This is a genomic window from Bradyrhizobium sp. SOJA106 (assembly GCF_059448745.1).
Map to the genome: position 1 here is coordinate 7,876,251 of NZ_CM182549.1, position 26,723 is coordinate 7,902,973.

Sequence of the window (26,723 nt, forward strand, 5' to 3'; positions counted from 1 at the left end):
TGCCGCGCTGGCGCGGCGGCACAGATGTACCTGCCGCGCGGACCGGCGGCAATGGCCGCGCGATGTCGGGATGGGGGAACTGAGCGAAGTTAAGCAGTCTTCACCGCGCCGAGGAAGCCCTCGACCGCGACGCGGAGACGATCGGCATCCGCCGACATCTTCTTCACGGACTCCGACAGCACCGTGCCGGCGTTGCCGGTCTCCTGGTTGAGCCTGGCGACGCTGCCGATGGTGTCGGTGACCTCGCGGGTGCCTTGGGCTGCCTGCTGGAAGTTGCGCGAGATCTCGGTGGTGGCCGCACGCTGCTGCTCGACGGCGGCGGCAATTGCCGTCATCTTCTCGTCGATGCCGCTGATGGCGCCGCCGATCGAGCGGATCGCGGCAACCGCCTGACCGGTCGCACCCTGGATCTCCTCGACCTGGCGCGAGATCTCTTCCGTCGCCGTCGCCGTCTGCGCCGCAAGGCTCTTGACCTCGCCGGCGACCACCGCGAAGCCGCGGCCGGCTTCACCGGCGCGTGCGGCCTCGATGGTCGCATTCAGCGCGAGGAGATTGGTCTGGCCGGCAATGGCGTTGATCATCTTCACGACCTCGCCGATGCGGCTTGCGGTCTGATCGAGGATCTCGACCGTGGCGTTGGTCTGCTCGGCCTGCGAGACGGCCTCGCGCGCCTCGCGGGCGCTCGACTGCACCTGCGCGGAGATCTCGCCGACGGACGCCGAGAGCTCCTCCGTCGCCGCGGCGATGGTCTCGAGATTGTTGGTGGCCTGCTCGGCGGCGGAAGAGACCGCCGCGGTCTGGCTGCTCGATTCTGACACCAGCGAGCGCACGCCGGTCGCGGTGGCGTCGAGCTCCTTGGTGGAGGCCACCACGCTCTGGAGCACCGCCTGCACGGTGTCGTCGAAGCTGCGACAGGCCGCATCCACCGTGCCGGATCGGGCGAGCTGGAGTGCCTGCTGCGATTCGCGTTCCTGGCCGAGACGCTCGGCAGTCGCCGCACTCTCGCGCAGGCTTTCGAGCGCGGCGGCCATGGTGCCGAACTCGTCGGGATATCTGGATTGCGACACCGGTGTCGCATAGTCGCGGGCGCTGATGCGTGCGATTGCGTCGAGGATGGCGCGCACCGGACGCATCAGGCGGTTGCGCACCACGTACACGCCCGCCATGGTCAGGGCGAGTGCCAACAGGAAGGCGAGCGACTGCACGATCAGCTTGGTCAGCGCTATCGTCTGAACGGCCTCGGCGCGCGCGATCGACTGATCCAGCGCCTTGGTGGCGACGCCGACGATCAGCGGGAACGGCGACTGGCACAGCGTGTTCCATTCAGCCGCCGGCATCGCAGGCTTGCCGCTGCCATCGAAATTCCTGGTGAGATCGCCGATCTGCTTGAGGACGGCCTCGGTCTTGGCCTTCGCCTCCGACGCGGCTGTCACCAGCTCCGCGGTCACATCAGGCGCAGCCAATAGCTCCGCCATGCCGGCCCAGCCGGAATTGATCGTGCCGTCCCATTGCGCCACGGACCGCTTCTGGGCGTCGTCGAGCGGCTTGCTGCTGTTGACGTTCGAGCGCAGCGACGAGCAATGGATACCGTAGCGGTCGCGCACCTGCCAGGCGAAGCGGCGGACCTGGATCATGCGGGCGATGTAGGGATCGTTCATCCAGGCGCGGTTCGACACCGCGGTCGAGGCGAGGTTCGCGGTGTCGATCACCTTGGTGACTGCGTCGTACCAGGAATTGGTCCGCTCGATCTTGCGCTCGGCGCGCGGACGCTTGGCTTCGTCGTAGAACAGCTGGAACTGCGGCGCAGCGTCGCTCCAGCGCTGCTTCAGCGTGCTGGCGAGCTCGTCGCGGCGCGCGAATTCGACGGTGGCAAGCGCGGCGATGATCCCGTCATAGCCGGCCTGCTCGGCTTTCTCGGCCTCACTGAGCTTTGCCTTGGGATCGTCCTCGCCGAGGATGGCGCTCTGGGCGTCGCCACGATTGTTGCGCAGGGACAGCACGCCATGGAAGATCGCCTTGTCGGCAGCGGCAAGCCGCGCCGTCTCGAGACTGTCGCTGTAGCGGCCGAAGGCTCCGACCATCTGGATCGCCGTAGAGGCCAGCGCTCCGACGGCGAGCAGGGCCATCAAGGCCAGGAGAAGCGAGCTTACCGATTTCTTAAACATTGCCATGGGGGTCAGGGGGCCTGCTTTGTACTGCGGGCCACCCTGCATCGCGACATGCCAAGGATCGGTTAAGGGTTTGGTCAAATTGCCGGGAGTTTCCGGCCTACTGACGCTTTACGCTAGCGAAATCAGGCAACCCTCGTGAAATCGGGCGGGCGGCGCTCGGCAAATGCCGTGAACGCTTCGCGCGCCTCGGCGGTGCGCAGGCGCTGCGCGAACTGCTCGCCCTCGGCCTGCATCTGCGCCACCAGCGCCTCGCCATTGCGCATCAGCTTCTTGGTCGCGGTGAGCGCGCCAGCCGGCTGGCGGGCAAGACGCTGCGCAAGGGCAAGTGCTTCGGCATCGAGCCTCTCGAGCGGCACCACGCGGTTGGCGAGGCCCCAATCCAGCGCGGACTTCGCCGGCACCGTCTCGCCGAGCGCGAACATCTCATAGGCGCGGGCATAGCCGATACGCGCCGGCATCAACAGGCTCGAGGCAGCTTCCGGCACCAGCGCGAGGCTGACGAAGGGCGTCGACAATTGCGCGTTGTCCGCGAGCACCACGAGGTCGCAATGCAGCAGCATCGTGGTGCCGACGCCGACGGCGCGTCCCTGCACCGCCGCAACCAGCGGCCGCGTGCAGCGCGCCAGCGACTGGATGAAGCGCACGACGTTGCGGCTGCCTTCCGACTTGCCCGATGCGACGGCGGCGAACTCGCCGACGTCGTTGCCGGCAGTGAACATGTCGCCCTCGCCGCGGATCAGGATCACGCGGACCGAAGCATCGCGCTCGGCGGATTCGATGCTGTCGGCGAGCTTGCCGTACATCGCATCGGTCAGCGCGTTCTTCTTGTCGGGCCGCACCAAAGTGAGCGTGAGAATTCCGCTGTTGTTCTCGACTCGCACATGCTCGGTCATTGCTCTCTCCTGCTAGTCCTGTGGATCTCTTGTCGCGTCTCTTGGAAACTTGTCCTGAATGCTTGTCAGCCAGCGCGCGACCACGTCGATCTCGGCAGCTGTAAACCCTTCCGTCAGCGCCGCGTTGACCGCCGCCGCGGAGGTCTTCGCCTGCATCAGCGCAGTCCTCCCCTTCGGCGTCAGCCAGACACGAAAGGCGCGGCCGTCCTCGGCATCGGCCCGCCGCTCCACCAGCTTGGCGGCCGCCGTGCGATCGACCAGGCCGGATATGCCGGCCGGACCGAGATCGAGCGCAGCACCCGCCTCGCCCATCAACACGCCGTCCTGCTTGCCGAGGATGAACAGCAGCCCCGCCTGCGCCGGCGTCACGTCGCTCCCAGGTTGCGCTGCCATCCAGCGCTGCAAGCGGCGCTGCGCGACGTTCAACAGATAGATCAGCCGGTGATGCCGCGCCTCGGGCGATTTATTTCGCATGCGAACCATATAATTGCAATTCCGGCGAATTGTCAAAACCTGCCGCCGCTAGCTGCCCAACGGCCCGCGACAGCCGTCGAGCAGAATTGCGGCGCAAACCTTCGCCCGCTTCTCGATCTCCTTGCGCGAGGGCAGTGTCACGCCTGCGTAGATCGCCGCGCGCTGAGGCGCCGACACCATCATGCCGATCATCATCCCCGCGGCTTCATCGACGTTATCGAGCGCGATGCGCTTCTTCTTGACTTGATCGCGAAGCCAGCCCGCGAGCGCCGCCGCGGTACGGGCGATGCCGTCCCTGTAGAAATTCGCGGCGAGGTCGGGGAACGTCGCCGATTGCTGCAACACCATGCGCTGCAGCGCCACGACCTCCGGATCGAGCGCGAGATCGGCACAGGCAACCAGCACGGCAGCCAGGCTCGTTTCGACATCGGCCTGATTGTTGGCCTGAAGATTGACGTCGGAGAGCAGCCGCTCGAGCCGGTCCGCGCACATCGCCTCGAACAGGGCCGCCTTACCCGGAAACAACCGATAGAGAGTCTTGGTGGAGATGCCGGCGCCGCGCGCCAGCTCCTCGGTGCTAGTGGCTGCGTAGCCATCGACGGCGAAGGTGTGCCGCGCGGCCTCGAGGACGATTCGCTTCGTCTCGTCATCGCTGCGCACCGGTGGCCGCCCGCGCGGGCGACATTCTAATGATGGTTTTGCCTGAGCCATGTTTTTAGATGATGCCTGTCATTCCATTGACAGTCTCCAACCTAGTCCTATTTTGGAAATCGTCAAGTTTCCTAATTCGAGGGAGCCGGCCATGAACGTGCACGCCACCCCGTCCAAGACTGAAGCCACCGTGGTCCCGCCCCCTGGGCTGGAGGGCGTCCTGCCCGCCCCGCCGGAACCGGCGCGCCGCCAAAAGCCAAATCTTCGCAAGCTGTTGCTGGCAGGGGTGGCCGCCGCCGCCCTCGCCGGCGCAACCTGGTACGGCTACGATTACTGGACCGTCGGCCGCTTCCTCGTCTCCACCGACGACGCCTATGTGAAGGCCGACAACACCACCATCGCGCCGAAGGTCAGCGGCTATCTCGACCTCGTCCTCGTCGGCGATAACGAGCCTGTGAAGGCCGGCCAGGTGCTGGCCCGGATCGACGACCGCGATTTCCGTGTCGCGCTCGATCAAGCCAAGGCCGATGTCGCCGCCGCGAACGCAACGGTGACGAGCAAGCAGGCGCAGCTCGACGTTCAGGAAGCCGTGATCGCCGCCGCGAAGGCGACCATCGATGTCGACACGGCCGCGAAGGTCTTCGCGCAGCAGGAGAACAAGCGCTACAGCGACCTCGCCAAGACCGGCTATGGCAGCCTCCAGAATGCGCAGCAGGCGCAGGCGCGCGATGCCGGCGCGGACGCCGCGATCGCCCGCGACAACGCCAATCTCATCTCCGCACAGAAGCAGGTCGATCTGCTCAAGGCCAAGATCGTGCAGGCGAAAGCCGCGGTCGCGCGCGCCGCCGCGGTCCAGCAACAGGCCGAGCTCAATCTCGGCTACACCACGATCGTCTCGCCGATCGACGGCGTCGTCGGCAACCGCACGCTGCGCATCGGCCAGTATGTGCAGGCCGGCACGCAGCTGATGTCGATCGTGCCGACTGACGGCGCCTATGTGGTCGCCAATTTCAAGGAGACCCAGCTCACCCATGTGCGCGCCGGACAGAGCGTCGAGATCGAGGTCGACACCTTCCCCGGGCAGGTCGTGCACGGTCACGTGGATTCCATCGCGCCGGCCAGCGGCCAGGAATTCGCGCTGCTGCCGCCCGACAACGCCACCGGCAATTTCACCAAGATCGTGCAGCGCATCCCCGTGAAGATCGCGCTGGACGCCGAGACCGCGCCTGCGATCGCGCTGCGGCCCGGCATGTCCGTGATCCCGACGATCGCAACCCGTTCAGCGCCGACCGCGCAAGCGGCCACGACGCCTCAAGTAAAACCGAAAGCAAAGCTCGTTTCCCGAGGGTCGTGCCATGTCAAACAGCCTCTCAATCTCGACGCCCGCACAAGCAATTCCGGCCGCGACGCCTGACCGCGTCGCCGCCGATCCCAATCGCGCCAGCGTCACGGTCTGGATCGCCGTATTCGCGGCGATGATCGGCGCCTTTATGGCGATCCTGAACATCCAGATCACCAACGCCTCGCTGCTCAACATCGAGGGCGGCATCGGCACCGGCGCCGACAACGGCTCCTGGATCTCGACGTCCTATCTGATCGGCGAGATCATCGTGATTCCGCTGACCGACTACCTGTCGCGGGTGTTCTCGTTTCGCAACATCATGCTGGCCTTCGCGTCGTTGTTCGCCGCATTCTCGGTCGCCTGTGCCTTCACCCACGATCTGCCCTCAATGATTGCGATGCGCGGCTTGCAAGGCTTCTTCGGTGGCGTGCTGATCCCGATGGCCTTCACGCTGGTCTTCACCAGGCTGCCGAAGGGCCAGCAGCCGATCGGCCTTGCCATGTTCTCGCTCGCCGTGACCTTTGCCCCGGCCATCGGCCCGACCATCGGCGGCTACCTCACCGAGAATTACGGCTGGCAGACCATCTTCTTCGTCAACGTGCTGCCCACCGCGGTCATGGTGACGACGCATTTCTTCACGCTGGAACGCCAGCCGCTGAACCTTGGCCTGCTGCGTGAAGGCGACTGGTTCGGCATCGCCACCATGGCGGTGGGCCTCGCCTCGCTCCAGGCCGTGCTGGAGGAAGGCAACAAGGACGATTGGTTCGGCTCGCCGTTCATCGTGCGGCTCGCAATCATCTCCGCGGTCAGTTTGTCGCTGTTCGTCTACAACGAGCTGGTGGTCGAGAAGCCCCTGCTGCGCCTGCGCCTCCTGACGCAGTGGAATTTCGGCGTCGGCACCATCGCCGCAGTGTTCCTCGGTTTTGCGCTGTTCGGCTCGGTCTATCTGCTGCCGGCCTATCTCGGCCAGGTGCAGGGCTACAATGCCGAGCAGATCGGCAACGTGCTGGCCTGGACCGGCCTGCCGCAGCTCTTGCTGATTCCGCTGGTGCCGAAGCTGATGCAGCGGTTCGATGCCCGCTATATCGCGACCATCGGCCTGCTGCTGTTCGCCGCGAGCTCCTTCATGAACATCATGATGTCGCTCGATTACTCAGGCGACCAGTTCTTCGTCCCCAACGTCGTGCGCGCCGTGGGTCAGGCACTGACGCTCGCGCCGCTGTCTGCGCTCAGCCTCGGCAGCGTCGCGCCGCAGGACGCGCCGGCGGCCTCCGGCATCTCCAACATGATGCGCAATCTGGGCGGCGCCATCGGCACCGCGGTGCTGGCGACGATCGTCACCAAGCGCGAGCAGTTCCACTCCAACATCATCGGCCATTCCGTCACGCTCGGCCGCGAGGAAGTCCGCGGCCGCATCGCGCAGATGACCAATTACTTCATCGCGCACGGCGTGCCCGACCCCAATGCCGCGCGCGAGCAGGCCATCATCGCGCTCGGCAAGACGGTCAGGCGCCAGGCGCTGGTGATGGGCTATTCCGACACTTTTGCGGTGATCGGCGTGGTGCTCGTGCTCGCCGCGATCGCGGTGCTGCTGACGCGGCGGGTAAAGGCGGCGGGTGGCGGGGGTGCGCACTAACAACTCGTCCATCGATTGCAATTTGTCCCGGCCGCCACGCTTGACGGTCGCCTTCTTTTGTGTTCCCTATATGTTCTAATCAATTGCAGGTTGTGAAAAAAGGAGCGTTTCGTGAGCGAGACCGAGGTCGAGATCGTGCCGGTTCAACTCGTGCTGCACGACGACGAAGACGTTCCGCGTGAGTTCATTGTCGACCTGTTGAACCGTGTCTTCGGCAAGTCGGACAGCGAGGCAGCTTCCGTCATGGCCAGCATCGAGAAGCACGCGACCGCTGTCTGTGGTCCTTACCCACCGTCCGTAGCGGACGCCCTACTGGAATCTGCCAGACGGCGCATCAGTATCGCCGGCCATTCTCTCGTGATCATGCGGGAAACGGCGAAGCCTTGCTGCGGCCTTTGCGGTCAACCTACAGCGCAATCGGAAGTGCAGTTGACGGACCGTACAGTATGGTTGTGCGCCGATTGCGTGCGCGCGGCAGCAACCGCATCCCAGGAACTCCCCGAAGAAGAGCTTAACTACGCGTTCAGTGTCCTGAATTCGTATTTTGCCGACGTCCCGCGCAGCCAGCTCGTAACCACGGTCCGCCAGTTTCCCGGCCACATGCGCGCAGATGTCCAATCCGCCATCGATCGACTATTCGCCGCGCCGATACGGTTATTCGGCCTCGCCGAGGATCGTCGCTACGAAACACTATCGATGTCGCGACTGATGCAGGACGATAATTTTGCAGTAACCATCGCACCACTTCAGTACAACGACGTTGATATCGGCGAACCGACACCGGCCAAGTGCCTCGACAACGGTCTCTGGCTTTGCACTGCGTCGGGCCTTCGCTACGCGATACTTCTGGCTATTCATCGGGAATACGGCCGTGAGACTGGCGTGCGAATCGAAATCATGGTGCCGGCCGGGGCCGCGGGAGCGGAACTTGTCCAACAGTGCTTTGCCGCATTGGAGGACGCAGTGCAGGCTGCGCGCACCTATCGCGGCAAGATCCTCTCTCTCGATGCCGATTCCGACTACCGCGGCCGCTCGCGCGGCATCACGGTGCACCGGCTTCCTTCCGTCAGTCGCGATGAAGTGATCCTGCCCGAACAGACGTTACGGCTACTTGATCGCAACGTCCTGAACTTCGTGGGTACGCGGGATGTTCTGCGCCGCCTCGGCCAATCGACCCGGAAGGGTATCTTGCTCTACGGCCCACCCGGCACGGGCAAGACTCACACCATCCGTTATCTCGCGACCCACCTGCCCGGACATACGACGCTGATCATCACGGCGGAGCAAATCGGCCTGCTCGGCGCCTACATGAATCTCGCTCGCCTCCTGCAACCGGCCATGGTTGTGATCGAAGACGTCGATCTGATTGCGCGGGCGCGTGAGAACATGAGCGGTTGCGAAGAACCGCTGCTCAATCGACTACTCAATGAGATGGATGGCTTGAAGCAGGACGCTGACATCCTGTTCGTGCTGACGACCAATCGGCCTCAGCAACTCGAAGGCGCTCTCGCAGGCCGCCCGGGACGTATCGACCAGGCGATCGAAGTGCCGCTTCCCGACGAGACCGGCCGCACCAAGCTGGTCCGGCTCTACGGCAAGGGACTGCCGCTCGCCGATGCAGTCGTCACTGAGGCGGCCCGACGCAGCGAAGGGACGAGTTGCGCATTCATTAAGGAATTGATGCGGCGGCTTGCGCAGGCGAGCCTCGCGCGCGATGGGGGCAAATCCGTCATCTCCGCCGATATCGACGAGGCGCTCGACGACATGCTGTTCTCCGGCGGTCGGCTCAATGCCCGGTTGCTGGGAGGTGCACAGGCGATGGCGGCGGGATAAACTGCCTGTCTCAGAACGATCCAAACGCGCTGCCCAAGGCGATCACGACGACCAATGCCAGCAGCGACGTCACGATTCCCACCATCACGATGTCGAAATAGCTGTCGCGATGCGTCAGGCCGCAGATCGCGAGCAGGCTCACCACCGCACCATTGTGCGGCAGGATATCGAGCGTGCCCGAACCGATCACCGCGACGCGATGCATCAGCGCAAGGTCGATGCCGGTTCGTGCAGCGAGATCGACATAAGTCTCCCCGAGTGCATCGAGAGCAATGGTCAGGCCGCCCGACGCGGAGCCGGTCAGCGCAGCCAGGATGTTGGTCGCAACCGCCAGCGAGACCAGCGGGCCGCCTTCGATCGCCAGCACCCAGTCGCGCACGGTCGTGAACGCCGGCAGCGCGGCGACGACCGCGCCGAATCCGACCAGGCTCGCGACGCTGAATGCGGGTAGCACCGACGCGTTGGCGCCAGCGTCCATGGTCTGCCGCAACGCCGGCAGGCGCGACCAGTTCAGCACGATGGTTGTGACGATGGCCGCAGTCAGCGCCACCGTGACCGACCATACGCCCGCAACCGCGGCAAGCGACGTCCCGCCGAAGCGCTGCTCGGCGAGGTAGCTGACATCGAGCCGACGAGCGACATCACCAGATTGACGACTACTACGACGATCAACGGCAGGACCGCATTCAGGACCGGTGGGGCCTTGTCACTGCGATGGCCATGTTGCAGCTCCGCCGGATCGAACTCCCGCGCCGTCGTCGCTCGCTCGCGCACGAGCTCGTCAGCAGCGGCGCGCTCGGTCACATCCTCGACATCGTCACCATAGCTCTCGCCGGTGCGCCGCGCCTTGGCCTCTGCGCGATGCAGCCACCACAACCCCGTGCCGAGCATGATCAGAGAGGCGACGATACCAAGGCCCGGCGCAGCAAAGGGTGTCGTGCCGAAGAACGGCATCGGAATCGCATTCTGGATCGAGGGCGTGCCGGGCAAAGCCGACATGGTGAAGGTCGACGTCCCCAGCACGATCGCGGCCGGAATCAGCCGCCGCGGAATTTCAGCCGCACGAAATAGCGAGCGGGCCATCGGCACGATGACGAAGAAGCCGACGAACAAGCTGACGCCGCCATAGGTCACCGCCGCGCCGGCCAGCACCACGGCCAGGACCACGCGGCGCTCGCCGAGATGCTTGGCCATAGTGGCGGCCACCGAGGTCACCGCTCCGCTGTCGTCCATCAGCTTGCCGAACACGGCGCCGAGCAGGAAGATCGGAAAGAACTGCGCCAGAAATGCCGCTGCATTCACCATGAAGACCTGGGTGAGATTTGCCAGCAGCGGCTCGCCGCCAAACAACGCAGCCACCAGCGCGGCGAACGGCGCGAGCAAGAGCACGCTCCAGCCGCGAAACGCGAACAGCACCAGCAGGCCGAGCCCGACGAGCAGGCCGAGAAGACCCATGCCTCAACACTCCGCCAGGAGGACATCGAGATCGGCGGTCGAGCGCCGGCCGACGTCGGCGCCATGCTCGGTGAGAAACGCCTCCGCGGCGAGCCGCCCTTCGGCGCGCAGCATCGAGATGAACTCCCACTCCGCATTGAGCTTGGACGAGGCGCCGAACTTCGCCAGCATGTCGCTCTTGATCCGGTGCGTCCGCATCTTGGCCCAGCGCGCGCCCTCGCCGCTGCCGGGATCGGCGGCCTGGCGCAGCAGCGCGATCATGCGCAGCTCCTTCATCAGGGGCGAGTTGAAGGAGATCTCGTTGAGCCGGTTGAGGATCTCCGCGGCCGTCCGCGGCGCCTCCGGCCGTTCCGTCGGATTGATCTGGACCAGGATGGTGTCGTGCGCATCGCTCTCGCGCACCAGCGGCGTGATGGTCGGGTTGCCGGCAAAGCCGCCGTCCCAGTACGGCTCGCCGTCGATCTCGATCGCGCGAAACATGGTCGGCAGGCAGGCCGATGCGAGCAGCACGTCGGCCGTGATCTCGGCATTGCGGAAGATTCGTCCGCGACCGGTTCGTACCCGCGTCGCCGTGATGAACAGCATGATCGGCGAGCGCGCCAGCCGCTCGAAATCGATGCTCTCGGCCAGCACCGCGCGCAGCGGATTGTAGCCGGTCCAATTGAGATCGTAGGGCGAGAGCACGCGCGACATCAAATCGGTCAAGATGTAGAAGGGCGAGGTGTCGAGCGTCCAGCGCCCCATCAGCCGGTCGAGCGGCGAGCGCTGGAGCGGACTGAGGGCCGCGGCTTTCGACACCCGGCGCCAATATTGCGCAAGCGCCTCACGTGCGCCGTCCGCGCCGCCGGCGGTCCAGCCGTCCGCCAGCACCGCCGCATTCATCGCGCCTGCCGACGTTCCGGAGATCGCGGCAATGCTAAGCCACTTCTCCTCCAGCAGGCGATCGAGCACGCCCCAGGCGAAGGCGCCGTGCGAACCGCCACCTTGAAGCGCGAGGTCGACGAGTACGGAATCCCGTTCCATCGCAGCACCGCCGCAACTGAAGCTCAAATTCGACACGAATTATAGCGCGCCGAGGATGACGACAGTGTATGGAGCGGCTGCCGCGAAACGCAACCGGAACGTGGGCCCGCTTAATGCTCGAACACCAGCCTTGCGCCCACCGTGCCTTCGAGGCTGCGGATCTGCTGAAGCAGGGTTCCGGAATCCTGACCGGCAAGGTCGGCGTCGAGCACGACATAGCCGAGGTCTCCTGCCGTCTCCAGATATTGCGCGGCGATGTTGATGTCGCGCTGCAGGAACACCTCGTTGAGACGCCGCAGCATGCCCGGCACGTTGCGATGGACGTGGCTGAAGCGCGCGCCCGAGGGACGCAGGTGCAGCTGCACCTCCGGGAAGTTCACCGCGCCCATGGTCGATCCCGTGATGAAATAGTCGACCAGCTTGCGCGCGACCTCGCCGCCGATACGCTCCTGCGCCTCCTCGGTCGAGCCGCCGATATGCGGGGTAAGGATGACGTTCTCGAGGCCCTGCACCGGGCTCTTGAAGCGGTCGGCGTTCGACGACGGCTCGACCGGAAACACGTCGATCGCGGCGCCGGCGAGATGGCCCTCGCGCAAGGAGCGAGCGAGCGCGTCGAGATCGACCACGGTGCCGCGGCTGTTGTTGATCAGGAACGAGCCCGGCTTCATGGCGCGCAGCTCCTTCTCGCCGATCATGCCTGATGTCTCCGGCGTCTCCGGCACGTGCAGGCTGACGACGTCGCTCTGCGCCAGCAGCTCCTCCAGCTTCTCGACCGGTTCGGTATTGCCGTGGCGGAGCTTGTCGGTGCGGTCGAAATAGATCACGCGCATGCCCATCGCCTCAGCAAGGGTCGAGAGCTGCGAGCCGATATTGCCGTAGCCGATGATACCGAGGGTGCGGCCACGCACCTCGCGGCTGCCGGTCGCCGACTTGTCCCAGCCGCCCTCATGCGCCGAGACCGAGCGCGGGAAGATCCGCCGCAGCAGCATCACGATCTCGCCGATCACGAGCTCGGCGACGCTGCGGGTGTTGGAGAACGGCGCATTGAACACGGGAATACCGCGCTTGCGCGCTGCCAGCAGATCGACCTGGTTGGTGCCGACGCTGAAACAGCCGACCGCGAGCAGTCCATCCGTGGCCGCGAGCACCTCATCTGTGATCTGGGTACGCGAGCGGATGCCGAGCAGCGACACGCCCTTGAGCGCCTGCCGCAGGTGCTCGCCCTCCAGCGCCTTGGTCAGCCGCTCGACATTGGTGAAGCCCGCGCTCTTGAACAGGTCGACAGCGCTGTCATTGACGCCTTCGAGCAGCAGCGCCTTCGCGCTCCGCTCAGGGCTTTGGCCTGGGGCTGGCATAGGATCTCCATAGGTGACGGCTTTGCCGCAGCTCTTAGACCGCGGACGAGGCCAAGTACAATAGGGGTTGGATACGGGGAAGATGGCGGGCAGGAGGTATGCTTGGCATCCCACGAGCTCAGCTATCCCCTCACGCACAATCGCCGCCCCGTCATCCCGAGGCGCGAGTGATGGGGCGCGTAGCGCCCCATCGGGAGCCTCGAAGGATGAACGGCCCCGATGCAGCCGGGGCTGTCGCCCTTCGAGGGCCGCCAAGAGGCGGCCACCTCAGGGTGACGGAGCTACTCGATCGTCCGTCAAATCACGTAAAACCCGTGCGTGCCGTCAAGCCTGAGCTGCTCGACCAGGCCATATTCCCAATCGAGATAGGCCTGCATCGCGGCCTGCGCGACATTGGTGCCTTCATAGGGGCGGCGGTACCGATGCGCCGGGTCGAGCTTCGGCAGCACGCGCGGCGGGCCATTCTCGAGCGCTCCATCATAGCCGCCCTCGAGCACATAGACCTCCCAGCCCATCTGCGCCAGCCATGACGCCGTCATGTCGGCGCGCACGCTTTGGTCGTCGGTGAGGACAATGCGCGCGCCGCGCACCGGCGCGGCCATATCGGTCTCCTGAACCAACTGGCCGCCGGGATAATGGCGGAAGCCGAGGAGATGCCCGGCCGTGTATTCCTCGGCCTCGCGCACGTCGAAGCGATAGAGCGTGCGATCGCGGTCGGCGATAAGCGCGGCCATCTCGCTCGCGCCGATATGGCGGACGCCGGCACGGTAGGCGACATCGCGGGCATTGGCCGGGCCGCCCTCGAACGGCCCGACCGCGCCACGCTTGTCGGCGCCATGGTTGAGTGCATGCCGCGCCAGCGTCCAGCCGATGGTGCCGTTGCGCAGCGCGCGCACCTTGTTGGGTACGCCGGCGTTGATCAGCGACTGCGTGCCGATGATCGAACGGGTGCGGCCGGCGCAATTGACGATGATGGTGGTCTCAGGGTCGGGTGCGGCCTGCCCTGCCCGCAACACCAACTCCGCGCCGGGCACGCTGACCGAGCCCGGAATGTTCATGGTGGCATATTCGTCGAACCGGCGGACGTCGAGGATGGCGATGTTGGCCTTGTCGGCGATCAGCTTTGCCACCTCGTCGGCGCTGAGCGAGGGCGTGTGGCGGCGTGCTTCGACCAGCTCGCCGAACGCCTTGGAATAGGAATTGACGTCCTCGAACACCTGGTAGCCAGCATCGCGCCAGGCCTTCAGCCCGCCCTCAAGCGCACTGATATTGCTGTAACCGAGCGCGGCAAGGCGTTCGGCGCCGGTCTCAACCAGCCCCTCGCCGTCATCATAGAGCACGATCGCCACGTCCTTGCGCGGCAAGCGCACCTCGGCTTCGACCGCGATCCGGTCCACAGCCATGTTGGCGGCAAACAGCGGATGGCCTGTGGCGAAGGCAGCCTCGTATCTGAGATCGAGCAGCGCGATTTCCGCGCGCAACAGCAACGCGCGGCGGATATCGGCGGGAGCGACGGTCGGAAGCTTCATAGGGTGGACCTTGGCGAAAGACAAGCCAAGGGCTTTTGAACGATTGCGAGCGTGTTGGCTAGCTTTATCCAGAATCGAAAACGAAAAGGCGACCGTCGGTCATCGCCCAATCGACGACTAGCTATGTTCGGGGCCGACCCAAGCTTACCCAGCTGGCTTTACGCTAGTCGCACTCCAACGTGGCGACGACCCGGGAAAAGTCGAGTCGCGCAAGTGCATCACGATCGATCCAGAAATGAAGCACGCATCCAATATTGGAGTGCCAACCAAGAAACGCAAGTTCGCCTTGGATTTGGAGTAACAGCACGTCCTCCAAATGCTCTTCGGTCGCATCTTGCGGGCCGCTACCATATCCGAGCATCTGATGAAGCGCCGTTCTGAAATAGCGGTGTTTTCCATCTTCCACCGTCGGCGTTTTCCAACGATTTTGCCGCTCGAGATTCTCAACATAGCTGGGAGGGGCATCATCGCATGCATCAGCATCCTCCTCCGCCATGGAACGGATCGTATGGTTGATGGCATCGCCCAAGTCGCACGCGAGGGTGCTCGTATACGTCCGTACTTGCCCGTCCATCTTCTCATAAGTCTGAACGACATCGAGCCACCATGACCTGAAGGCCATCCTTGTGTCGGGATCGACGTCATCCATCGGGGTCAATGCTCGGCAACGCTCGAGCCATTCGATGGCACCCCCATGAACGCGCTTCAGTTCCACGATTGCTTCGTCGGCAAGCGGCTTGCCGTAATACCCCAGCTTCAAATCGCGCAGGACGTGCGACAAGACGGACCGAACCACATAAGTGATCAGGAGCCAGTTGAAGGGCCAATCCTCATCTTTCTCATACTTGGCCGCCGTTCGGAACTGAAGCAGATCACTTTCCTCCGGCTCACCCGGTCCCAATGCCTTGCATAATTCTTCGATCATGAGCTCACCTCCCACATCATCCTCGTGGAAGTAGAAGTCGCGGAACGGCCTGAACGAAAGCGGGTACTTGAATTCGACCTTGGAATGAAAGTCGAGGGTTGGGTCGAGCCACTTGACTTGGCGGTCACCGTCAGTGCCTCCCAGCGGCATGAGATTTGGCGGTGGCGCGCGGTCGGGATACGTGCCGCCGTCAGCAGGGCTATAGAGAACGCAGCAAGGCGGTCGCCCTTCTCCAACGAACACCGAACTGCAGAAGAAATAGAGAGTGCCTCGTTTCGGAAGCGGCGACCAGCCGGAGCCGAGCACTTCGGCCAGATCAATTTGAGCCACGAATGTGAGCGCAACCTTTTCCAACGTCTCGTTCGCCTTGACCTCTGCCGTCGGCCTCTCAAGCTGCGGAGGCAACTTGGGGAGTCCACCGAAAAAGCTCCGCGCCGGATGCGTGAGTGGCACGGGCAGGTCGCTGCGTCTGACAAGCACCGCGGGCAGCGCCGTTTCTTCGAGTTCGTCTCGTTCCGATCGCGCCATCAGAATAGCCCCACGACTTCTGCGTGCATCTAGCGGATCGAACCATTTTGCGGAGCCGCAGACAAGGGTTCTTGTCTGCCGACTGCCATGGGACGGGCTTGAGCGGTCGGCCGAATCCAGTGCTCACTCGCCCGGAACAAGCCGCCCGACCGGCGGCTGCGCCGGCCGCCGCAACTTGCGTCGCGACAGATGGAGCAAAATGCCGGTGAGGACGAACAGCGGCATCAAGGCCGCGGCAATCATGAAGGCGAGCTTGCCCGGCCATCCCAGGATCGCGCCGCGATGGATGTCGTAGATTGCCGCGATGACCTTTTCGCCGAACGTCTTGTCGGAATAGCGTTCCGCGGAGACCAACTGGCCGGTGACCGCATCGACGCGGAATTCGTCGCGCGTGGCCTCGAGCGTGGAGTCCTGGCCCCACGATCGGATCCGGATCACCGTGCCCGAGCCACCCGGCAACGTCAGCAGCACCCTGGAGAAGCGGTCGCCCTGCTCGCGACGGAGCGTGGTCCAGGCGCGGTCGAATCCGATCGGCTGGGCCGGCTCGTCACGACCAGCTGCGCGCGACGCCTTTGCGGGCATCTTCGGCTGCATCTTCGCGGCAGCGACCTCCGGACGCGCCAGCAGCCAGACGACACCATCCTTGTACCAGTCGAACGAGTACCACAGCCCGGTCAGCGTCATCACCAGGTAGAACGGCAGCACCCAGGTGCCGATCACCGCATGGAGCGAGCGATGCAGCCCGCGTCCGCTGAGACCGAGGTTGGGCTTCAGCCACACCTTCATGCTGCCGGCGCGGCGCGGCCAGCGCAGCACGAAACCCGAGACCAGCATGACGATCAGGACGAGCGCGGCGACGCCGGTTATCGGCCGGCCCCAGCCCTTGGCATCGCCGGGGATCAGCAGCCAGCGATGCAGCCTGCGCACGGTCGCAAAGAACTCCTCGCCGCGCGGCGGACCCAGCACGTGCGCGTCATAGGGATCGACATAGAGCGACGTCGGCCGCCCACCCTGCTCGTCGCGCGCGAAGCGAACACGCACCGCAGCGGCCGGATCGCTCGACAGCGTCACGGCCGAGACCTGGCCGAGATCCTGCCCCGCCTTCAGCCGGGCGACCAGTTCGTCCGGCATCAGCGCCAAGGCCTGACGCGGCGCGACCTGCATGATGCCGCTGTTCAGACCATCGACGATCTCGTCCTCAAAGCTCATGATCGCGCCGGTCAGCGCGATCACAGCAAGCAGCAGCGCGAGGACCAGGCCCGCGATGGAATGGACCTGGAGCAGGACGGATTTGATGCTGTGCCCGAGCCGCGCCGCCATCGCTAGAACTTCACCGTTGCCGACAGCGAGAAGCGCCGGGCGTCACCGATCGCGACGTTCAAAGCGTTTCCGGTGGTCGACGTGTAGTAGAGCTTGTCGAACAGGTTCTTGACGTTGAACTGATAGGTCACCGGCAGATTGTCGATCCTGGTGTCGTAGGTCGCAAAGACATCCGCGACGGTATAGGCCGGCAGAAAGAACGAGTTGGCGGAATCGGCCGGCCGGTCACCGACATAGTGCGCGCCGCCGCCGAGCCGCAGCCGTCCGGGCAACCGTTCACCGAAATCGTACACGAGATAGAGCGAGGCCGTGTTCATCGCGGCGTTCAGCAGTTTTGCGTTGCCGTTGACGGGATCGTTGATCAGACGTGCATCGGTGTAGCCGTAGCTGCCGATCATGCTCCATTCGTCGGTCAGCCTGCCGGTGACGTCCAGTTCGACCCCGCGCGACCGCGCCGCACCGGACGCGCGCGCCGCCGACTTGCCGTTACCGATATCGTCCAGCACCAGCACGTTCTTCTTCTCGATCTCGTAGACCGCCAGAGTGCCCGACAGCCGCTTGTTGACGTCGAACTTCAGGCCCGTCTCCCACTGCGTTCCCTCCTCGGGCGCGATGGTGGAATCGACGACGAAGCCGGTGGTGAACGCGGCAATCGTCGAGGTCGGCTTCAGCGATTGCGTGTAGCTCACATAATAAGAGAGCTGGTCGTTAAGCTTGAAGATGACGCCGCCGAGCGGCAGCACCTTGTCACCCGCCAGATTGGTATTCGTGATGAACTTCGGCCGGCCTTTTCCGGCGAGCTGCTCGTATTCCATCCAGCGCACGCCGCCGACCAGGGAGAGCCAGTTGGTCACGTGGAAGGTGTCCTGGGCAAAGAGGCCGCGGGTGCCGAGCTTGTCGGTCTGCTCGCTGTCGGTTGCCGAAACCGTCGTGCCCGGCACGACCAGCCCATACACCGGGTTGTAGAAATTGAAGCTCGGCGTCGCCTGGCGGATCAGATCGTGGCGATCGATGGTGCGATAGAGTGCCTCGCCGCCGAACAGGATCTCGTTGCGGAAGCCGCCCACCCAGACGTCACCCTGCAGATAGGAGGTGCCGTAGCTAGCATTGCTCAGCGAATTCTGTGTACCGTCATTGCTTCGGGTCTCGACGCCGGTCTTGGCGTTGACGCCGGTAATGCGAAGCTGGTTGGCGCTGTAGGTCTCGGTGTTGTAGCTGTAGGCTGCCGTGACCTTCCAATTGTCGTCCAGCTTCTGCTCGACCGAGCCCTGCACCAGGTCGGAGGTGCCCCACATGTTGTTGAAGGGCTCGTCGAGCCGGCGCGTCTTCGGGATGGCCAGCGGCGCTCCGTTGACGAAGGCCGTACCGCGATCGAACGGAGTGATGAACTCGCGGTGCTCATAGGTGAGCTGGACCGTCGTGGTCTCGCCGTACCAGGCCAGCGACGGGTTCACCAGCATCTCGCGGTGACGGCCGAAATTGCGCCAATAATCCTCGCTGACGCCGTAGCCGATGAAGCGATAGGCGAGGCCGCCATCGCCGATCGGACCGGTGATGTCGAGCGTGCCGTCCGCGCCACTGCGGTTGTTCGCGTAGGTCGAGCCGAGCAGCGTCACCGAGCCGTGCTGGTAGAGCTCCGGGCGCTTGCTGATGGTGTTGACGATGCCGCCGGGATCCATGATGCCGTAGAGCAGCGAAGCCGGCCCTTTCAGCACTTCGACGCTCTCGACCGCGGCGTTCAGGCTGCGGCCCTGCACCAGCGGCATGCCGTTGCGCATGATCGATCCGTCACGGTTGTCGCCGAAGCCGCGGCGGATGACGGCGTCCTGGGTGCCCGCGAGCGTATTGGTCTGGGTGATGCCGCTGATGTTGACCAGCGCATCGTCGATGTTGCGCGGGAGCTGGTCCTTCAGCACCTGCGCGGGGACGACGTTGACGGACTGCGAGGTATCGAGCGGCGAGGCGCCGCTGCGCAGCGTGGTTGAGCTCGGCATCGCGCGATAGCCGAGCTTGGCCGCCTGTTGCGCAGCCGCTTCGGCCGCCGCTCGCTCCGACAATGTCGGCGCGGCGGGTGCGGGACTTCGATTGGGTTGACGGCGCGCAATCGCTTGCGCACGCCGCGGAGCCTGGCTCGATGCACGCGCCGGCTTCGGCCGCTGCACCGAGGCTTCCACCGTCACCGGCGGCAGTGCCGATTGCGCCTGCGCGCTCGCGTTGGAGGGGCATTCGACGAGCAGCACGGCTGCGCCAATGAGAAGACCGGCATGGCTCCTATCGGCAGCGGTTCGACGGCCGCGGTCGCGGCCATCCAGATGAGCACGCACGTTCTTTTCACTTCCAAGTCAGACACAACATTGAAGCTGGCGCGTCTAACAGCCGCCGGGCGTGAAGAGAACCGTAGGCGGGATTGAATTGCTCTAGTGTTGAATCATTCTAAGAGCAGATCGCGGCGTTACGGCAAACACCAATGCCGTCGCAGCGAGCGCGACACGCTGCGCGAAAATTCGCGGCGCCATATCGCGGCGCTTTGCGAACTCAGGCGATGGCAGGGGCGATCAGCTCGTCGAGCTTCCGCTTGAATGCGGTGCCGTCCGAAAGCGCGCGAAGCGGCGGACGCACGCGCATCCAGGCTGCGTCATCCGTCTGCGCCGCCAGGATCGCCTTCAGCGTCGGCAGGAACGACGGCGTCTTCACGACGACGTCGATCGCTGCCTGCATGCGCGCTTCGACGTCCCGCCCGTCGATCATGCCCTTGACCAGCTCGGGCACGATATTGGCCATGCCGCAGATGGTGCCGGCGCCGCCGGCGGCGATCGCGCGGGCGATGTCGGCTTCATTGCCGACGGTGATGGCGAGCTCGGGGGCAGCTGCACGGAACGCCTGGAATTGCTTGAAGTCGCCGCTGGAATCCTTCAGGCCTGCGACCACCTTGCCGTAGCGCTTGCGCAGGCTCGCGGCGACGCTGGTCGGGATCGCGACACCGGAGACCTGCGGGATGTGATAGAGATAGGCGCGCAGGCGATCGTCGCCGACACCGTCGAGGATCGCGGCGAACGCGTCCTCGATACCCTCGGGCATGACGCTGCGATCGAAATAGGGCGGCAGCAACAATACGTGACGCAGGCCGAGGCCGAGCACGGCGCGCGTCAGCGCGACGCTGTCGCTGATGGCGGGAAAGCCGCCGCCGATGCCGATCCGTTCCGCCGCAACCCCGGCCTCGAGCACGGCCTCGATGGTCGCGACGCGCTCAGTTACGTTGAACGAGGTGCCTTCGCCGGTGGTGCCGAACAGCACCACGCCGTCGACGCCCTTGCTGAAGAGCTGCTTGGCATGAGCCGCCAGCTTGGTGCAGTCCACGCTGCCGTCCGCCGCCAGCGGCGTCGCTGAAGCCACCCAGAACCCGCGAATTGCCTCTGCCATCTCACGACCCTTCATACCAGCGACCTCGGACCAAGCCCCCGATCTCCAACGACCTGAGAAGGCTTTGCCGGTCCTTGTTTTTGCTTTACTTTCCATCTTGTACCTTACATACAAGACGGAGGCAAATCCTTTCCACCATCGCGGCGCGCATGAGGCGCAGCTGAATTTAGAGGAGGTCTCGCATGAACATGGTGACCCCCATCGAGCATCCCGACCGGTTGCTCGGCGCCTTGCGTGACAAGCTCGGCGCGGCGGCGGTCCTGACTGGCACCGACGTGCCCGCGCGCAATTGCAACGACTGGAGCGCGAGCCTGCCGCGGACGCCGCTGGCGGTGATCCGTCCGCTCGATGCGCAGGGCGTTGCCGACGCGATCCTGACTTGCCGGCAGGCACGGCTGCCTTTCGTGCCGCAGGGCGGCTTGACCGGGCTGTGCCGCGGCGCCTCGCCTGAAGCGGGCTGGGTCGCGATCTCGCTCGAGCGCATGACCGGCATCGAGGAGATCGATCCTGCCGCCATGACGATGACGGTGAAGGCGGGCACACCGCTGGAGACGATCCAGAAGGCCGCGGACGAAGCCGGCTTCTTCTTTCCGCTCGACCTCGGCTCGCGCGGCTCCTGCGCGATTGGCGGCAATCTCTCCACCAATGCCGGCGGCAACCGCGTGATCCGCTACGGCATGACGCGCGAGCTGGTGCTCGGCCTCGAGGCGGTGCTGCCTGACGGCACCATCATAACGAGCCTCAACAAGCTGATGAAGAACAATGCCGGCTATGACCTCAAGCATCTCTTCATCGGCTCGGAGGGCACGCTCGGCATCATCACCCGCGTGGTGCTGAAACTGTTCCCGAAGCCGCGCTCGACCATGGCGGCGCTCTGCGCGCTGAAGGACTATGCCGCGGTGATCGACCTGCTCAATGCCGCGCGCAGCGGGCTCGGTCCGCTGCTGTCGGCGTTCGAGGTGATGTGGTCGGACTATTGGGACGTCATCACGAATCGCGCCGGCGTGAAGCCGCCGGTCGCGGCGGGCCATGGTCTGTACGTGCTGGTGGAAGCGCAAGGCACCGACGAGAGTGTCGACGCGCCACGCTTTCAAGCCTGGCTCGAAGAGCTGATGGAGCGCGGGCTGCTCGCCGATGCGGCCGTGGCGCAATCGCTGGCGCAGACGCAAAGCTTCTGGCGCGTCCGTGATATCTGCGCCGAGTTCGGCCAGGTGCTGGGGCCGCACATCTCCTACGACATCGGCCTTGCGGTCGCACGCATGGACGAGTTCGCCACGCGCTGCAAGGCGGCGCTCGCTTCCGGCATCAAGGGCTGCGAGAGCGTCTATTACGGCCATATCGGCGACGGCAATCTGCATCTCGTCTCCTGGGTCACGGGCCTGCCCGTCGAGCAGCAGCCGAAGGAAGAGATGGACGCGATCATCTACGGTCTCGTGCGCGAACTGGGCGGCAGCGTCTCCGCCGAGCACGGCATCGGCACGCTGAAGAAGAAGTGGCTCGGCCACGCCAGGAGCGAGGCCGAGATCGCTCTGATGCGGACGCTGAAAGCCGCGCTCGATCCCGATCATCTGCTCAATCCGGGCAAGGTGATCTGAGAGAGCCGATGCGCTCGCTAAAGCTCGATACGCCGAAATCGCTGTCGCAGCGCGTGATGCAGCGGCTGCGGCAGGCCATCATCGACGGCGAGTTCGCGCTGGGCGCCGCCATCTCCGAGGAGATGGTGGCCAATTCCTTCGGCGTCAGCCGCACGCCGGTGCGCGAAGCAATGGGCCAGCTGCAGGCGCAGGGTCTCGTGGTGATCCGCCCGCAGGTCGGCAGCTTCGTGTTCACGCCGAGCGCGGAGGACATCGATGCGCTCTGCACGTTCCGCGTGGCGCTCGAACCCAAGGCCGCCGAGCTCGCGTTCCGCCACGATCGCGACGGCGCAATTGCAGCGATGAGCGAGGCGATCGCGGCGATGGAGCCTGCGGTCGAGGCCAAAGACAACATCGCCTATGGCCGCGCGGACGCCGCCTTTCACGAGGCGTTGTTCGCCCATTGCGGCAACCGCTACCTCGCCGAATCCTACCAGCTCGTCTCCGGGCGCGTCGCTGCGCTCCGCACCAATCTGACCTCGCCGATCGACGTGCGCACCCGCTTGTCCTTCGACGAGCATCGCAGGCTGCTCGATTTGTTCGCGCGCGGCGAGTTCACGGCGTTCGAGGCGCTGATGACGACGCATATCACCAATTCGGGCGTGGTCTATGCCAAGGCGTTGAAGGTAGCATGAGCGCGCTATCGCGCGTCCCTCGATCCCGGCCTGTCCAGAAAATCCAGCGCGGTGTTGATCTGCTCGAGCTGGTGCTCAAGTTTGTCGCGGTCCTCGGCCGACGACGCTTTCTCCAGTTGCTCGACCAGCTTTTGCTTCCGTGCCAGCAAGTTCTCTATGACCGTACTCACAGCTCCCCCAATAGCCCCGAAGCAAGCATCGGAGCAGAAATCCGGCCGCAGCACTGGCGCCGGAATCGTCGAGGCGCGCGCGAGCACCGCTCGCACGCGTGCCTAGTTCAGAATGTTCGCGAAGACGGTTGGTTCCTTTCGAGCGAACCACAACCAATCATGCCTGGTCGAGTGCGGGGGCTCGCGAACGGTTAACGGCCTCGAACGAGCAGGGAACCCCGATCTTTCACGCGTCTGTCGGTTGTATTCGCGGCTCCGCAGTCCTATGCGTAAGCGCCATGGACATCCAGATCATTGCTGCCGAAAAGCCCCTGATGGCGAAGGCGCGCCCGCGCAAGCCGGCGCCGTTCCTCCCGATGAGCCGCGCCGAGATGGACGCGCTCGGCTGGGATGAATGCGACATCGTGCTGGTGACCGGGGACGCCTATGTCGACCATCCGAGCTTCGGCATGGCGATCATCGGCCGGCTGCTGGAGGCGCAGGGCTTCCGTGTCGGCATCATCGCGCAGCCGGACTGGCATTCGGCCGAGCCGTTCAGGACGCTCGGCAAGCCAAAGGTGTTCTTCGGCGTCACTGGCGGCAACATGGACTCCATGGTGAACCGCTACACCGCGGACCGGCGCCTGCGCCATGACGACGCCTATACGGCGGGCGGCCAAGGCGGCAAGCGGCCGGACCGCTCGACCGTCGTCTACGCTCAGCGCTGCCGCGAGGCGTACAAGGACGTCCCGATCGTGCTCGGCGGCATCGAGGCCTCGCTGCGCCGGATCGCGCACTACGATTACTGGTCCGACAAGGTGCGCCGCTCGGTGCTGGCCGACGCCAAGGCCGACCTGCTGCTCTACGGCAATGCCGAGCGCGCAGTGGTCGAGGTGGCGCAGCGGCTCGCCGCCGGCGAAGCGCCGCGCGAGCTCGACGACATCAGGGGCGTCGCGCTGTTCCGCCGCGTGCCAGAGGACTACACCGAGCTGCATGCCGACGATCTCGATTCCGCCGACGAAGGCGCATCGCGGAAGCCGGGGCCGACCGTGATTCGCCTGCCGGCACTCGAGCAGGTCGAGCAGGACCGCGAGGCCTATGCGCGCGCCTCACGCGTGCTGCACCGTGAGAGCAATCCCGGCAATGCGCGGCCGCTGGTGCAGCGTCACGGCGACCGCGACCTCTGGCTCAACCCGCCGCCGATCCCGCTCACCACCGAGGAGATGGACGCGGTCTACGATCTTCCCTACGCACGCGCGCCGCATCCGTCCTATGGGGACGCGCGGATCCCAGCCTGGGAGATGATCAAGTTCTCGGTGACGATCATGCGCGGCTGTTTTGGCGGCTGCACCTTCTGCTCGATCACCGAGCACGAGGGGCGCATCATCCAGAACCGCTCCGAGGGTTCCATTTTGCGCGAGATCGAAAAGATCCGCGACAAGACGCCGGGCTTCACCGGCGTGATCTCCGACATCGGCGGTCCCACCGCGAACATGTACCGGATGGCGTGCAACGACCCGAAGGTCGAGGCGGCGTGCCGCCGGCCATCCTGCGTCTTCCCCGAGATCTGCCCGAACCTCAACACCTCGCATGACGATCTCATCAGGCTCTATCGCAAGGTGCGCGAGACCCGTGGCATCAAGAAGGTGATGGTCGCCTCGGGCGTGCGCTACGACCTCGCGGTCGAGAGCCCCGAATACATCAAGGAGCTCGTCACCCATCACGTCGGCGGCTATCTCAAGATCGCGCCCGAGCATACCGAGCGCGGCCCGCTCGACAAGATGATGAAGCCGGGCATCGGCGCCTACGACAAGTTCAAGCGGATGTTCGATGAAGCGGCCGAGCGGGCCGGCAAGAAATATTACCTGATCCCCTATTTCATCGCGGCGCATCCGGGCACGACCGACGAGGACATGATGAACCTCGCGCTGTGGCTGAAGAAGAACCGCTATCGGGCCGACCAGGTGCAGACCTTCCTGCCCTCACCGATGGCGACCGCGACCGCGATGTACCACACCGGCGTCAACCCGCTGCGCGGCGTGCGCCACGGCGGCAGCGACAGGGTCGATGCGATCAAGGGCCTGCGCCAGCGCCGCCTGCATAAGGCGTTTTTGCGCTATCACGACCCCGACAACTGGCCGGTGCTGCGCGAGGCCTTGATCGAGATGGGCCGCCGCGACCTGATCGGCTCGCAGCCCCACCAGTTAGTCCCAGCGCACCAGCCCCCCGGCACCGGCAAGGCCGCCGGCACCAAGCGCCCCGTTCGCCCCGGCGGGAAGACGCAGCGCTTCACGACCAAGGGCCTGCGGGTGATGAAGTAGCCAGCACGAGCCCCATGCTTTCGTGCCGCTCAAACAAAATGTTCGAAACAACCCCATGCACAGTAGCCGGCCCTCGCGGGATCAATGGCTTAGACGTCCTGCGAAGAGGTTTGACCGGTCGGGCAAAAAAATCGTTGCTCCGTCGGGCAACACAGGCGCATGATGGCATGATCGGGCACGTGGGATAGAGCGAGCCCGGTCTCCTCCCGCATCGACATCCTCGCGCTTCACACCGCATCCCGCGCGCAGGCTGTTACGCGCCCATTCAACGCGTTGGAGGGATGCTTCCCGGCGATCAGCACCCTGCGGCGTACCCAGTGACTCCGGATGCGCTAGGGTGTGCACTCACCAATCGATCAGCCCTGAAGCAGGCCATGGCCGTTCTAACTTTGAAACCGGACATGGCCCGTTCGTCTCTGGAAGTCAGCAAGGGGCCAGGAGCTGACGTCGGGATGCGCCAGCAATAATGTCATTCACGGCCTCATCAGTCTGTAAAGAATGCGTTCACGTTATTCGCGCGCGGCTTCTCGCCTGTCGGGCTCTAGGCCCGACCGTGATCTCAGCCAATTCGTAAAATGCCTGCACCAATCGTGTTCGTTGCGCCCCTCTGTTCCAAAGCAAACCTGTACGGCGAACAAACGAACGATCCGGCAGAGCCAGTTTACGCAGGGATAGACCCTCAGGCCACGGGGGTGCCCAATCAGGCAGCAGCGAAACACCGAGACCCCGATCGACCATGACTGCAATGAGCTCAAGCCCATCAAGCTCATAGCGATCGTTCGGCCGGATGCCAGCCTTGCGCAGATAGTCGTCGATGAGGCGGCCCGCGAAAACGTTTCGATCGAGACGAATGAAGGGCTCCCTCGCAAGCACACTGTGCGCGTCGCGCACCTTAAGCGAGGCGGGTGTCAGGACCACGAACGGTTCTTCGCGCAAGACATGCCACTCGCACGTCTTTGGTATTGCAAACGGCGGGTGGCTCGTGATGGCGGCGTCGATATCTCCACCCATCAATTGCTTATACAGACCCGACGAAGTGCCGCGAATGATGCGTACGTCGATGCGCGGATAGGTACGCGTGAAAGGAATTAGTGTGTCGGCAAACAGGCCCGTCAACGACGTCTGCATGACCCCAATTCTCAATTCTCCAGACAGCTCATCACTGGAAGCGATTGCCTTGAGATCCTGGACCTCGCTGATGAGGCTGCGGGCCCGATCGAGAATGGCGGTCCCTGCCGGTGTCGGCTGCATGACCCGTCCTGAGCGCGACAGGAGGCGAGCTCCGATATCCGTTTCGAGCGCGCGGATGCGCTGCGTCACGCCTGCAGGTGTCAGATTGAGCCGACGCGCCGCTTCGGCAATCGAGCCGCACTCGATGACGGTGACCAGGCTTTGCAGGAAGCGTGTATCCATATCAACAAAACTTATC

The 26,723-nt window shown here is 64.7% G+C and carries 21 protein-coding genes; 6 read left to right on the forward strand and 15 right to left on the reverse strand.

The features are described 5' to 3' along the window. Positions 1–89 precede the first annotated feature (89 nt). The 4 genes from AC5V87_RS37225 to AC5V87_RS37240 all read right to left on the reverse strand — a co-directional run bounded on the left by AC5V87_RS37225 (position 90) and on the right by AC5V87_RS37240 (position 4,198). Positions 90–2,171 (reverse strand): methyl-accepting chemotaxis protein, encoded by a 2,082-nt coding sequence (locus AC5V87_RS37225; protein WP_495369430.1) that lies wholly within the window; start codon positions 2,169–2,171, stop codon positions 90–92. Positions 2,172–2,293: 122 nt separating this feature from the next. After that, the gene (locus AC5V87_RS37230; RefSeq protein WP_456842181.1) at positions 2,294–3,064 is read right to left on the reverse strand and encodes an enoyl-CoA hydratase; all 771 of its coding nucleotides are present in this window, start codon (positions 3,062–3,064) and stop codon (positions 2,294–2,296) included. 12 nt (positions 3,065–3,076) lie between these two features. Then, a complete protein-coding gene (locus AC5V87_RS37235) occupies positions 3,077–3,538 on the reverse strand; it encodes a MarR family winged helix-turn-helix transcriptional regulator (protein WP_456842180.1) in 462 nt (153 codons plus the stop codon). A 48-nt stretch (positions 3,539–3,586) separates the two neighbouring features. After that, positions 3,587–4,198 (reverse strand): TetR/AcrR family transcriptional regulator, encoded by a 612-nt coding sequence (locus tag AC5V87_RS37240; RefSeq protein ID WP_495369431.1) that lies wholly within the window; start codon positions 4,196–4,198, stop codon positions 3,587–3,589. Between the two features lie 142 nt (positions 4,199–4,340). On the opposite strand from AC5V87_RS37240, the gene AC5V87_RS37245 reads away from it, so the two are divergent. From AC5V87_RS37245 to AC5V87_RS37255, 3 genes are all read left to right on the forward strand, one after another. Then, positions 4,341–5,603 carry an HlyD family secretion protein gene (locus tag AC5V87_RS37245; RefSeq protein ID WP_495369432.1) on the forward strand — a complete coding sequence of 421 codons (1,263 nt, stop codon included), beginning with the start codon at positions 4,341–4,343 and terminating at the stop codon, positions 5,601–5,603. Further along, positions 5,545–7,167 (forward strand): MDR family MFS transporter, encoded by a 1,623-nt coding sequence (locus tag AC5V87_RS37250; RefSeq protein WP_495369433.1) that lies wholly within the window; start codon positions 5,545–5,547, stop codon positions 7,165–7,167. The genes AC5V87_RS37245 and AC5V87_RS37250 overlap by 59 nt, the downstream gene beginning before the upstream one ends. Before the next feature lie 111 nt (positions 7,168–7,278). Next, positions 7,279–9,000 carry an ATP-dependent Clp protease adaptor ClpS gene (locus AC5V87_RS37255; RefSeq protein WP_495369434.1) on the forward strand — a complete coding sequence of 574 codons (1,722 nt, stop codon included), beginning with the start codon at positions 7,279–7,281 and terminating at the stop codon, positions 8,998–9,000. A 10-nt stretch (positions 9,001–9,010) separates the two neighbouring features. Here the strand turns inward: AC5V87_RS37255 and AC5V87_RS37260 are convergent, their stop codons facing one another. The 9 genes from AC5V87_RS37260 to AC5V87_RS37300 all read right to left on the reverse strand — a co-directional run bounded on the left by AC5V87_RS37260 (position 9,011) and on the right by AC5V87_RS37300 (position 20,555). Then, positions 9,011–9,550: a hypothetical protein gene (locus AC5V87_RS37260; RefSeq protein WP_495369435.1), complete on the reverse strand. Its 540-nt coding sequence runs from the start codon at positions 9,548–9,550 to the stop codon at positions 9,011–9,013. Further along, positions 9,541–10,455, reverse strand: coding sequence for a GntP family permease (locus AC5V87_RS37265; RefSeq protein ID WP_495369436.1), 915 nt, complete (start codon positions 10,453–10,455; stop codon positions 9,541–9,543). The genes AC5V87_RS37260 and AC5V87_RS37265 overlap by 10 nt, the downstream gene beginning before the upstream one ends. A gap of 3 nt (positions 10,456–10,458) precedes the next feature. After that, on the reverse strand, positions 10,459–11,478 hold the full coding sequence (locus AC5V87_RS37270) for a patatin-like phospholipase family protein (protein WP_456842174.1): 1,020 nt from the start codon (positions 11,476–11,478) through the stop codon (positions 10,459–10,461). 110 nt (positions 11,479–11,588) lie between these two features. Beyond that, complete coding sequence (gene serA / locus AC5V87_RS37275; RefSeq protein ID WP_456842173.1) at positions 11,589–12,833, reverse strand: phosphoglycerate dehydrogenase; 1,245 nt, start codon at positions 12,831–12,833, stop codon at positions 11,589–11,591. Positions 12,834–13,129: 296 nt separating this feature from the next. After that, on the reverse strand, positions 13,130–14,362 hold the full coding sequence (locus tag AC5V87_RS37280) for a rhodanese-like domain-containing protein (protein ID WP_495369437.1): 1,233 nt from the start codon (positions 14,360–14,362) through the stop codon (positions 13,130–13,132). 163 nt (positions 14,363–14,525) lie between these two features. Continuing rightward, positions 14,526–15,815 (reverse strand): DUF1963 domain-containing protein, encoded by a 1,290-nt coding sequence (locus AC5V87_RS37285; protein WP_495369438.1) that lies wholly within the window; start codon positions 15,813–15,815, stop codon positions 14,526–14,528. 123 nt (positions 15,816–15,938) lie between these two features. Continuing rightward, positions 15,939–17,135, reverse strand: a complete 1,197-nt coding sequence (locus AC5V87_RS37290; RefSeq protein WP_495369439.1) for a PepSY-associated TM helix domain-containing protein — start codon at positions 17,133–17,135, stop codon at positions 15,939–15,941. 2 nt (positions 17,136–17,137) lie between these two features. Further along, positions 17,138–19,459 (reverse strand): TonB-dependent siderophore receptor, encoded by a 2,322-nt coding sequence (locus tag AC5V87_RS37295; RefSeq protein ID WP_495369440.1) that lies wholly within the window; start codon positions 19,457–19,459, stop codon positions 17,138–17,140. 211 nt (positions 19,460–19,670) lie between these two features. Continuing rightward, positions 19,671–20,555: a dihydrodipicolinate synthase family protein gene (locus AC5V87_RS37300; protein WP_495369441.1), complete on the reverse strand. Its 885-nt coding sequence runs from the start codon at positions 20,553–20,555 to the stop codon at positions 19,671–19,673. A 182-nt stretch (positions 20,556–20,737) separates the two neighbouring features. Between AC5V87_RS37300 and AC5V87_RS37305 the strand changes: the two genes are divergently transcribed. Both AC5V87_RS37305 and AC5V87_RS37310 read left to right on the forward strand, forming a co-directional pair. After that, positions 20,738–22,150 (forward strand): FAD-binding oxidoreductase, encoded by a 1,413-nt coding sequence (locus tag AC5V87_RS37305; protein ID WP_495369442.1) that lies wholly within the window; start codon positions 20,738–20,740, stop codon positions 22,148–22,150. Positions 22,151–22,158: 8 nt separating this feature from the next. After that, a complete protein-coding gene (locus tag AC5V87_RS37310; RefSeq protein ID WP_495369443.1) occupies positions 22,159–22,824 on the forward strand; it encodes a GntR family transcriptional regulator in 666 nt (221 codons plus the stop codon). Positions 22,825–22,829: 5 nt separating this feature from the next. Here the strand turns inward: AC5V87_RS37310 and AC5V87_RS37315 are convergent, their stop codons facing one another. Then, entirely contained in the window at positions 22,830–23,081 is a 252-nt protein-coding gene (locus AC5V87_RS37315) for a hypothetical protein (protein WP_456842166.1), read from the reverse strand. A gap of 191 nt (positions 23,082–23,272) precedes the next feature. On the opposite strand from AC5V87_RS37315, the gene AC5V87_RS37320 reads away from it, so the two are divergent. Continuing rightward, the gene (locus AC5V87_RS37320) at positions 23,273–25,294 is read left to right on the forward strand and encodes a YgiQ family radical SAM protein (RefSeq protein ID WP_495369444.1); all 2,022 of its coding nucleotides are present in this window, start codon (positions 23,273–23,275) and stop codon (positions 25,292–25,294) included. 504 nt (positions 25,295–25,798) lie between these two features. Here the strand turns inward: AC5V87_RS37320 and AC5V87_RS37325 are convergent. Then, on the reverse strand, positions 25,799–26,707 hold the full coding sequence (locus AC5V87_RS37325; protein ID WP_495372008.1) for a LysR substrate-binding domain-containing protein: 909 nt from the start codon (positions 26,705–26,707) through the stop codon (positions 25,799–25,801). Positions 26,708–26,723 lie beyond the last annotated feature (16 nt).

What these genes read in the sequence shown, in the direction of transcription:
- AC5V87_RS37225 (WP_495369430.1), bottom strand. Translation starts at nt 2,171, where the DNA reads ATGGCAATGTTTAAGAAATCGGTAAGCTCGCTTCTCCTGGCCTTGATG.
- AC5V87_RS37230 (WP_456842181.1), bottom strand. Translation starts at nt 3,064, where the DNA reads ATGACCGAGCATGTGCGAGTCGAGAACAACAGCGGAATTCTCACGCTC.
- AC5V87_RS37235 (WP_456842180.1), bottom strand. Translation starts at nt 3,538, where the DNA reads ATGCGAAATAAATCGCCCGAGGCGCGGCATCACCGGCTGATCTATCTG.
- AC5V87_RS37245 (WP_495369432.1), top strand. Translation starts at nt 4,341, where the DNA reads ATGAACGTGCACGCCACCCCGTCCAAGACTGAAGCCACCGTGGTCCCG.
- AC5V87_RS37250 (WP_495369433.1), top strand. Translation starts at nt 5,545, where the DNA reads ATGTCAAACAGCCTCTCAATCTCGACGCCCGCACAAGCAATTCCGGCC.
- AC5V87_RS37265 (WP_495369436.1), bottom strand. Translation starts at nt 10,455, where the DNA reads ATGGGTCTTCTCGGCCTGCTCGTCGGGCTCGGCCTGCTGGTGCTGTTC.
- AC5V87_RS37270 (WP_456842174.1), bottom strand. Translation starts at nt 11,478, where the DNA reads ATGGAACGGGATTCCGTACTCGTCGACCTCGCGCTTCAAGGTGGCGGT.
- serA (WP_456842173.1), bottom strand. Translation starts at nt 12,833, where the DNA reads ATGCCAGCCCCAGGCCAAAGCCCTGAGCGGAGCGCGAAGGCGCTGCTG.
- AC5V87_RS37280 (WP_495369437.1), bottom strand. Translation starts at nt 14,362, where the DNA reads ATGAAGCTTCCGACCGTCGCTCCCGCCGATATCCGCCGCGCGTTGCTG.
- AC5V87_RS37285 (WP_495369438.1), bottom strand. Translation starts at nt 15,815, where the DNA reads ATGGCGCGATCGGAACGAGACGAACTCGAAGAAACGGCGCTGCCCGCG.
- AC5V87_RS37290 (WP_495369439.1), bottom strand. Translation starts at nt 17,135, where the DNA reads ATGGCGGCGCGGCTCGGGCACAGCATCAAATCCGTCCTGCTCCAGGTC.
- AC5V87_RS37300 (WP_495369441.1), bottom strand. Translation starts at nt 20,555, where the DNA reads ATGGCAGAGGCAATTCGCGGGTTCTGGGTGGCTTCAGCGACGCCGCTG.
- AC5V87_RS37305 (WP_495369442.1), top strand. Translation starts at nt 20,738, where the DNA reads ATGAACATGGTGACCCCCATCGAGCATCCCGACCGGTTGCTCGGCGCC.
- AC5V87_RS37310 (WP_495369443.1), top strand. Translation starts at nt 22,159, where the DNA reads ATGCGCTCGCTAAAGCTCGATACGCCGAAATCGCTGTCGCAGCGCGTG.
- AC5V87_RS37320 (WP_495369444.1), top strand. Translation starts at nt 23,273, where the DNA reads ATGGACATCCAGATCATTGCTGCCGAAAAGCCCCTGATGGCGAAGGCG.
- AC5V87_RS37325 (WP_495372008.1), bottom strand. Translation starts at nt 26,707, where the DNA reads ATGGATACACGCTTCCTGCAAAGCCTGGTCACCGTCATCGAGTGCGGC.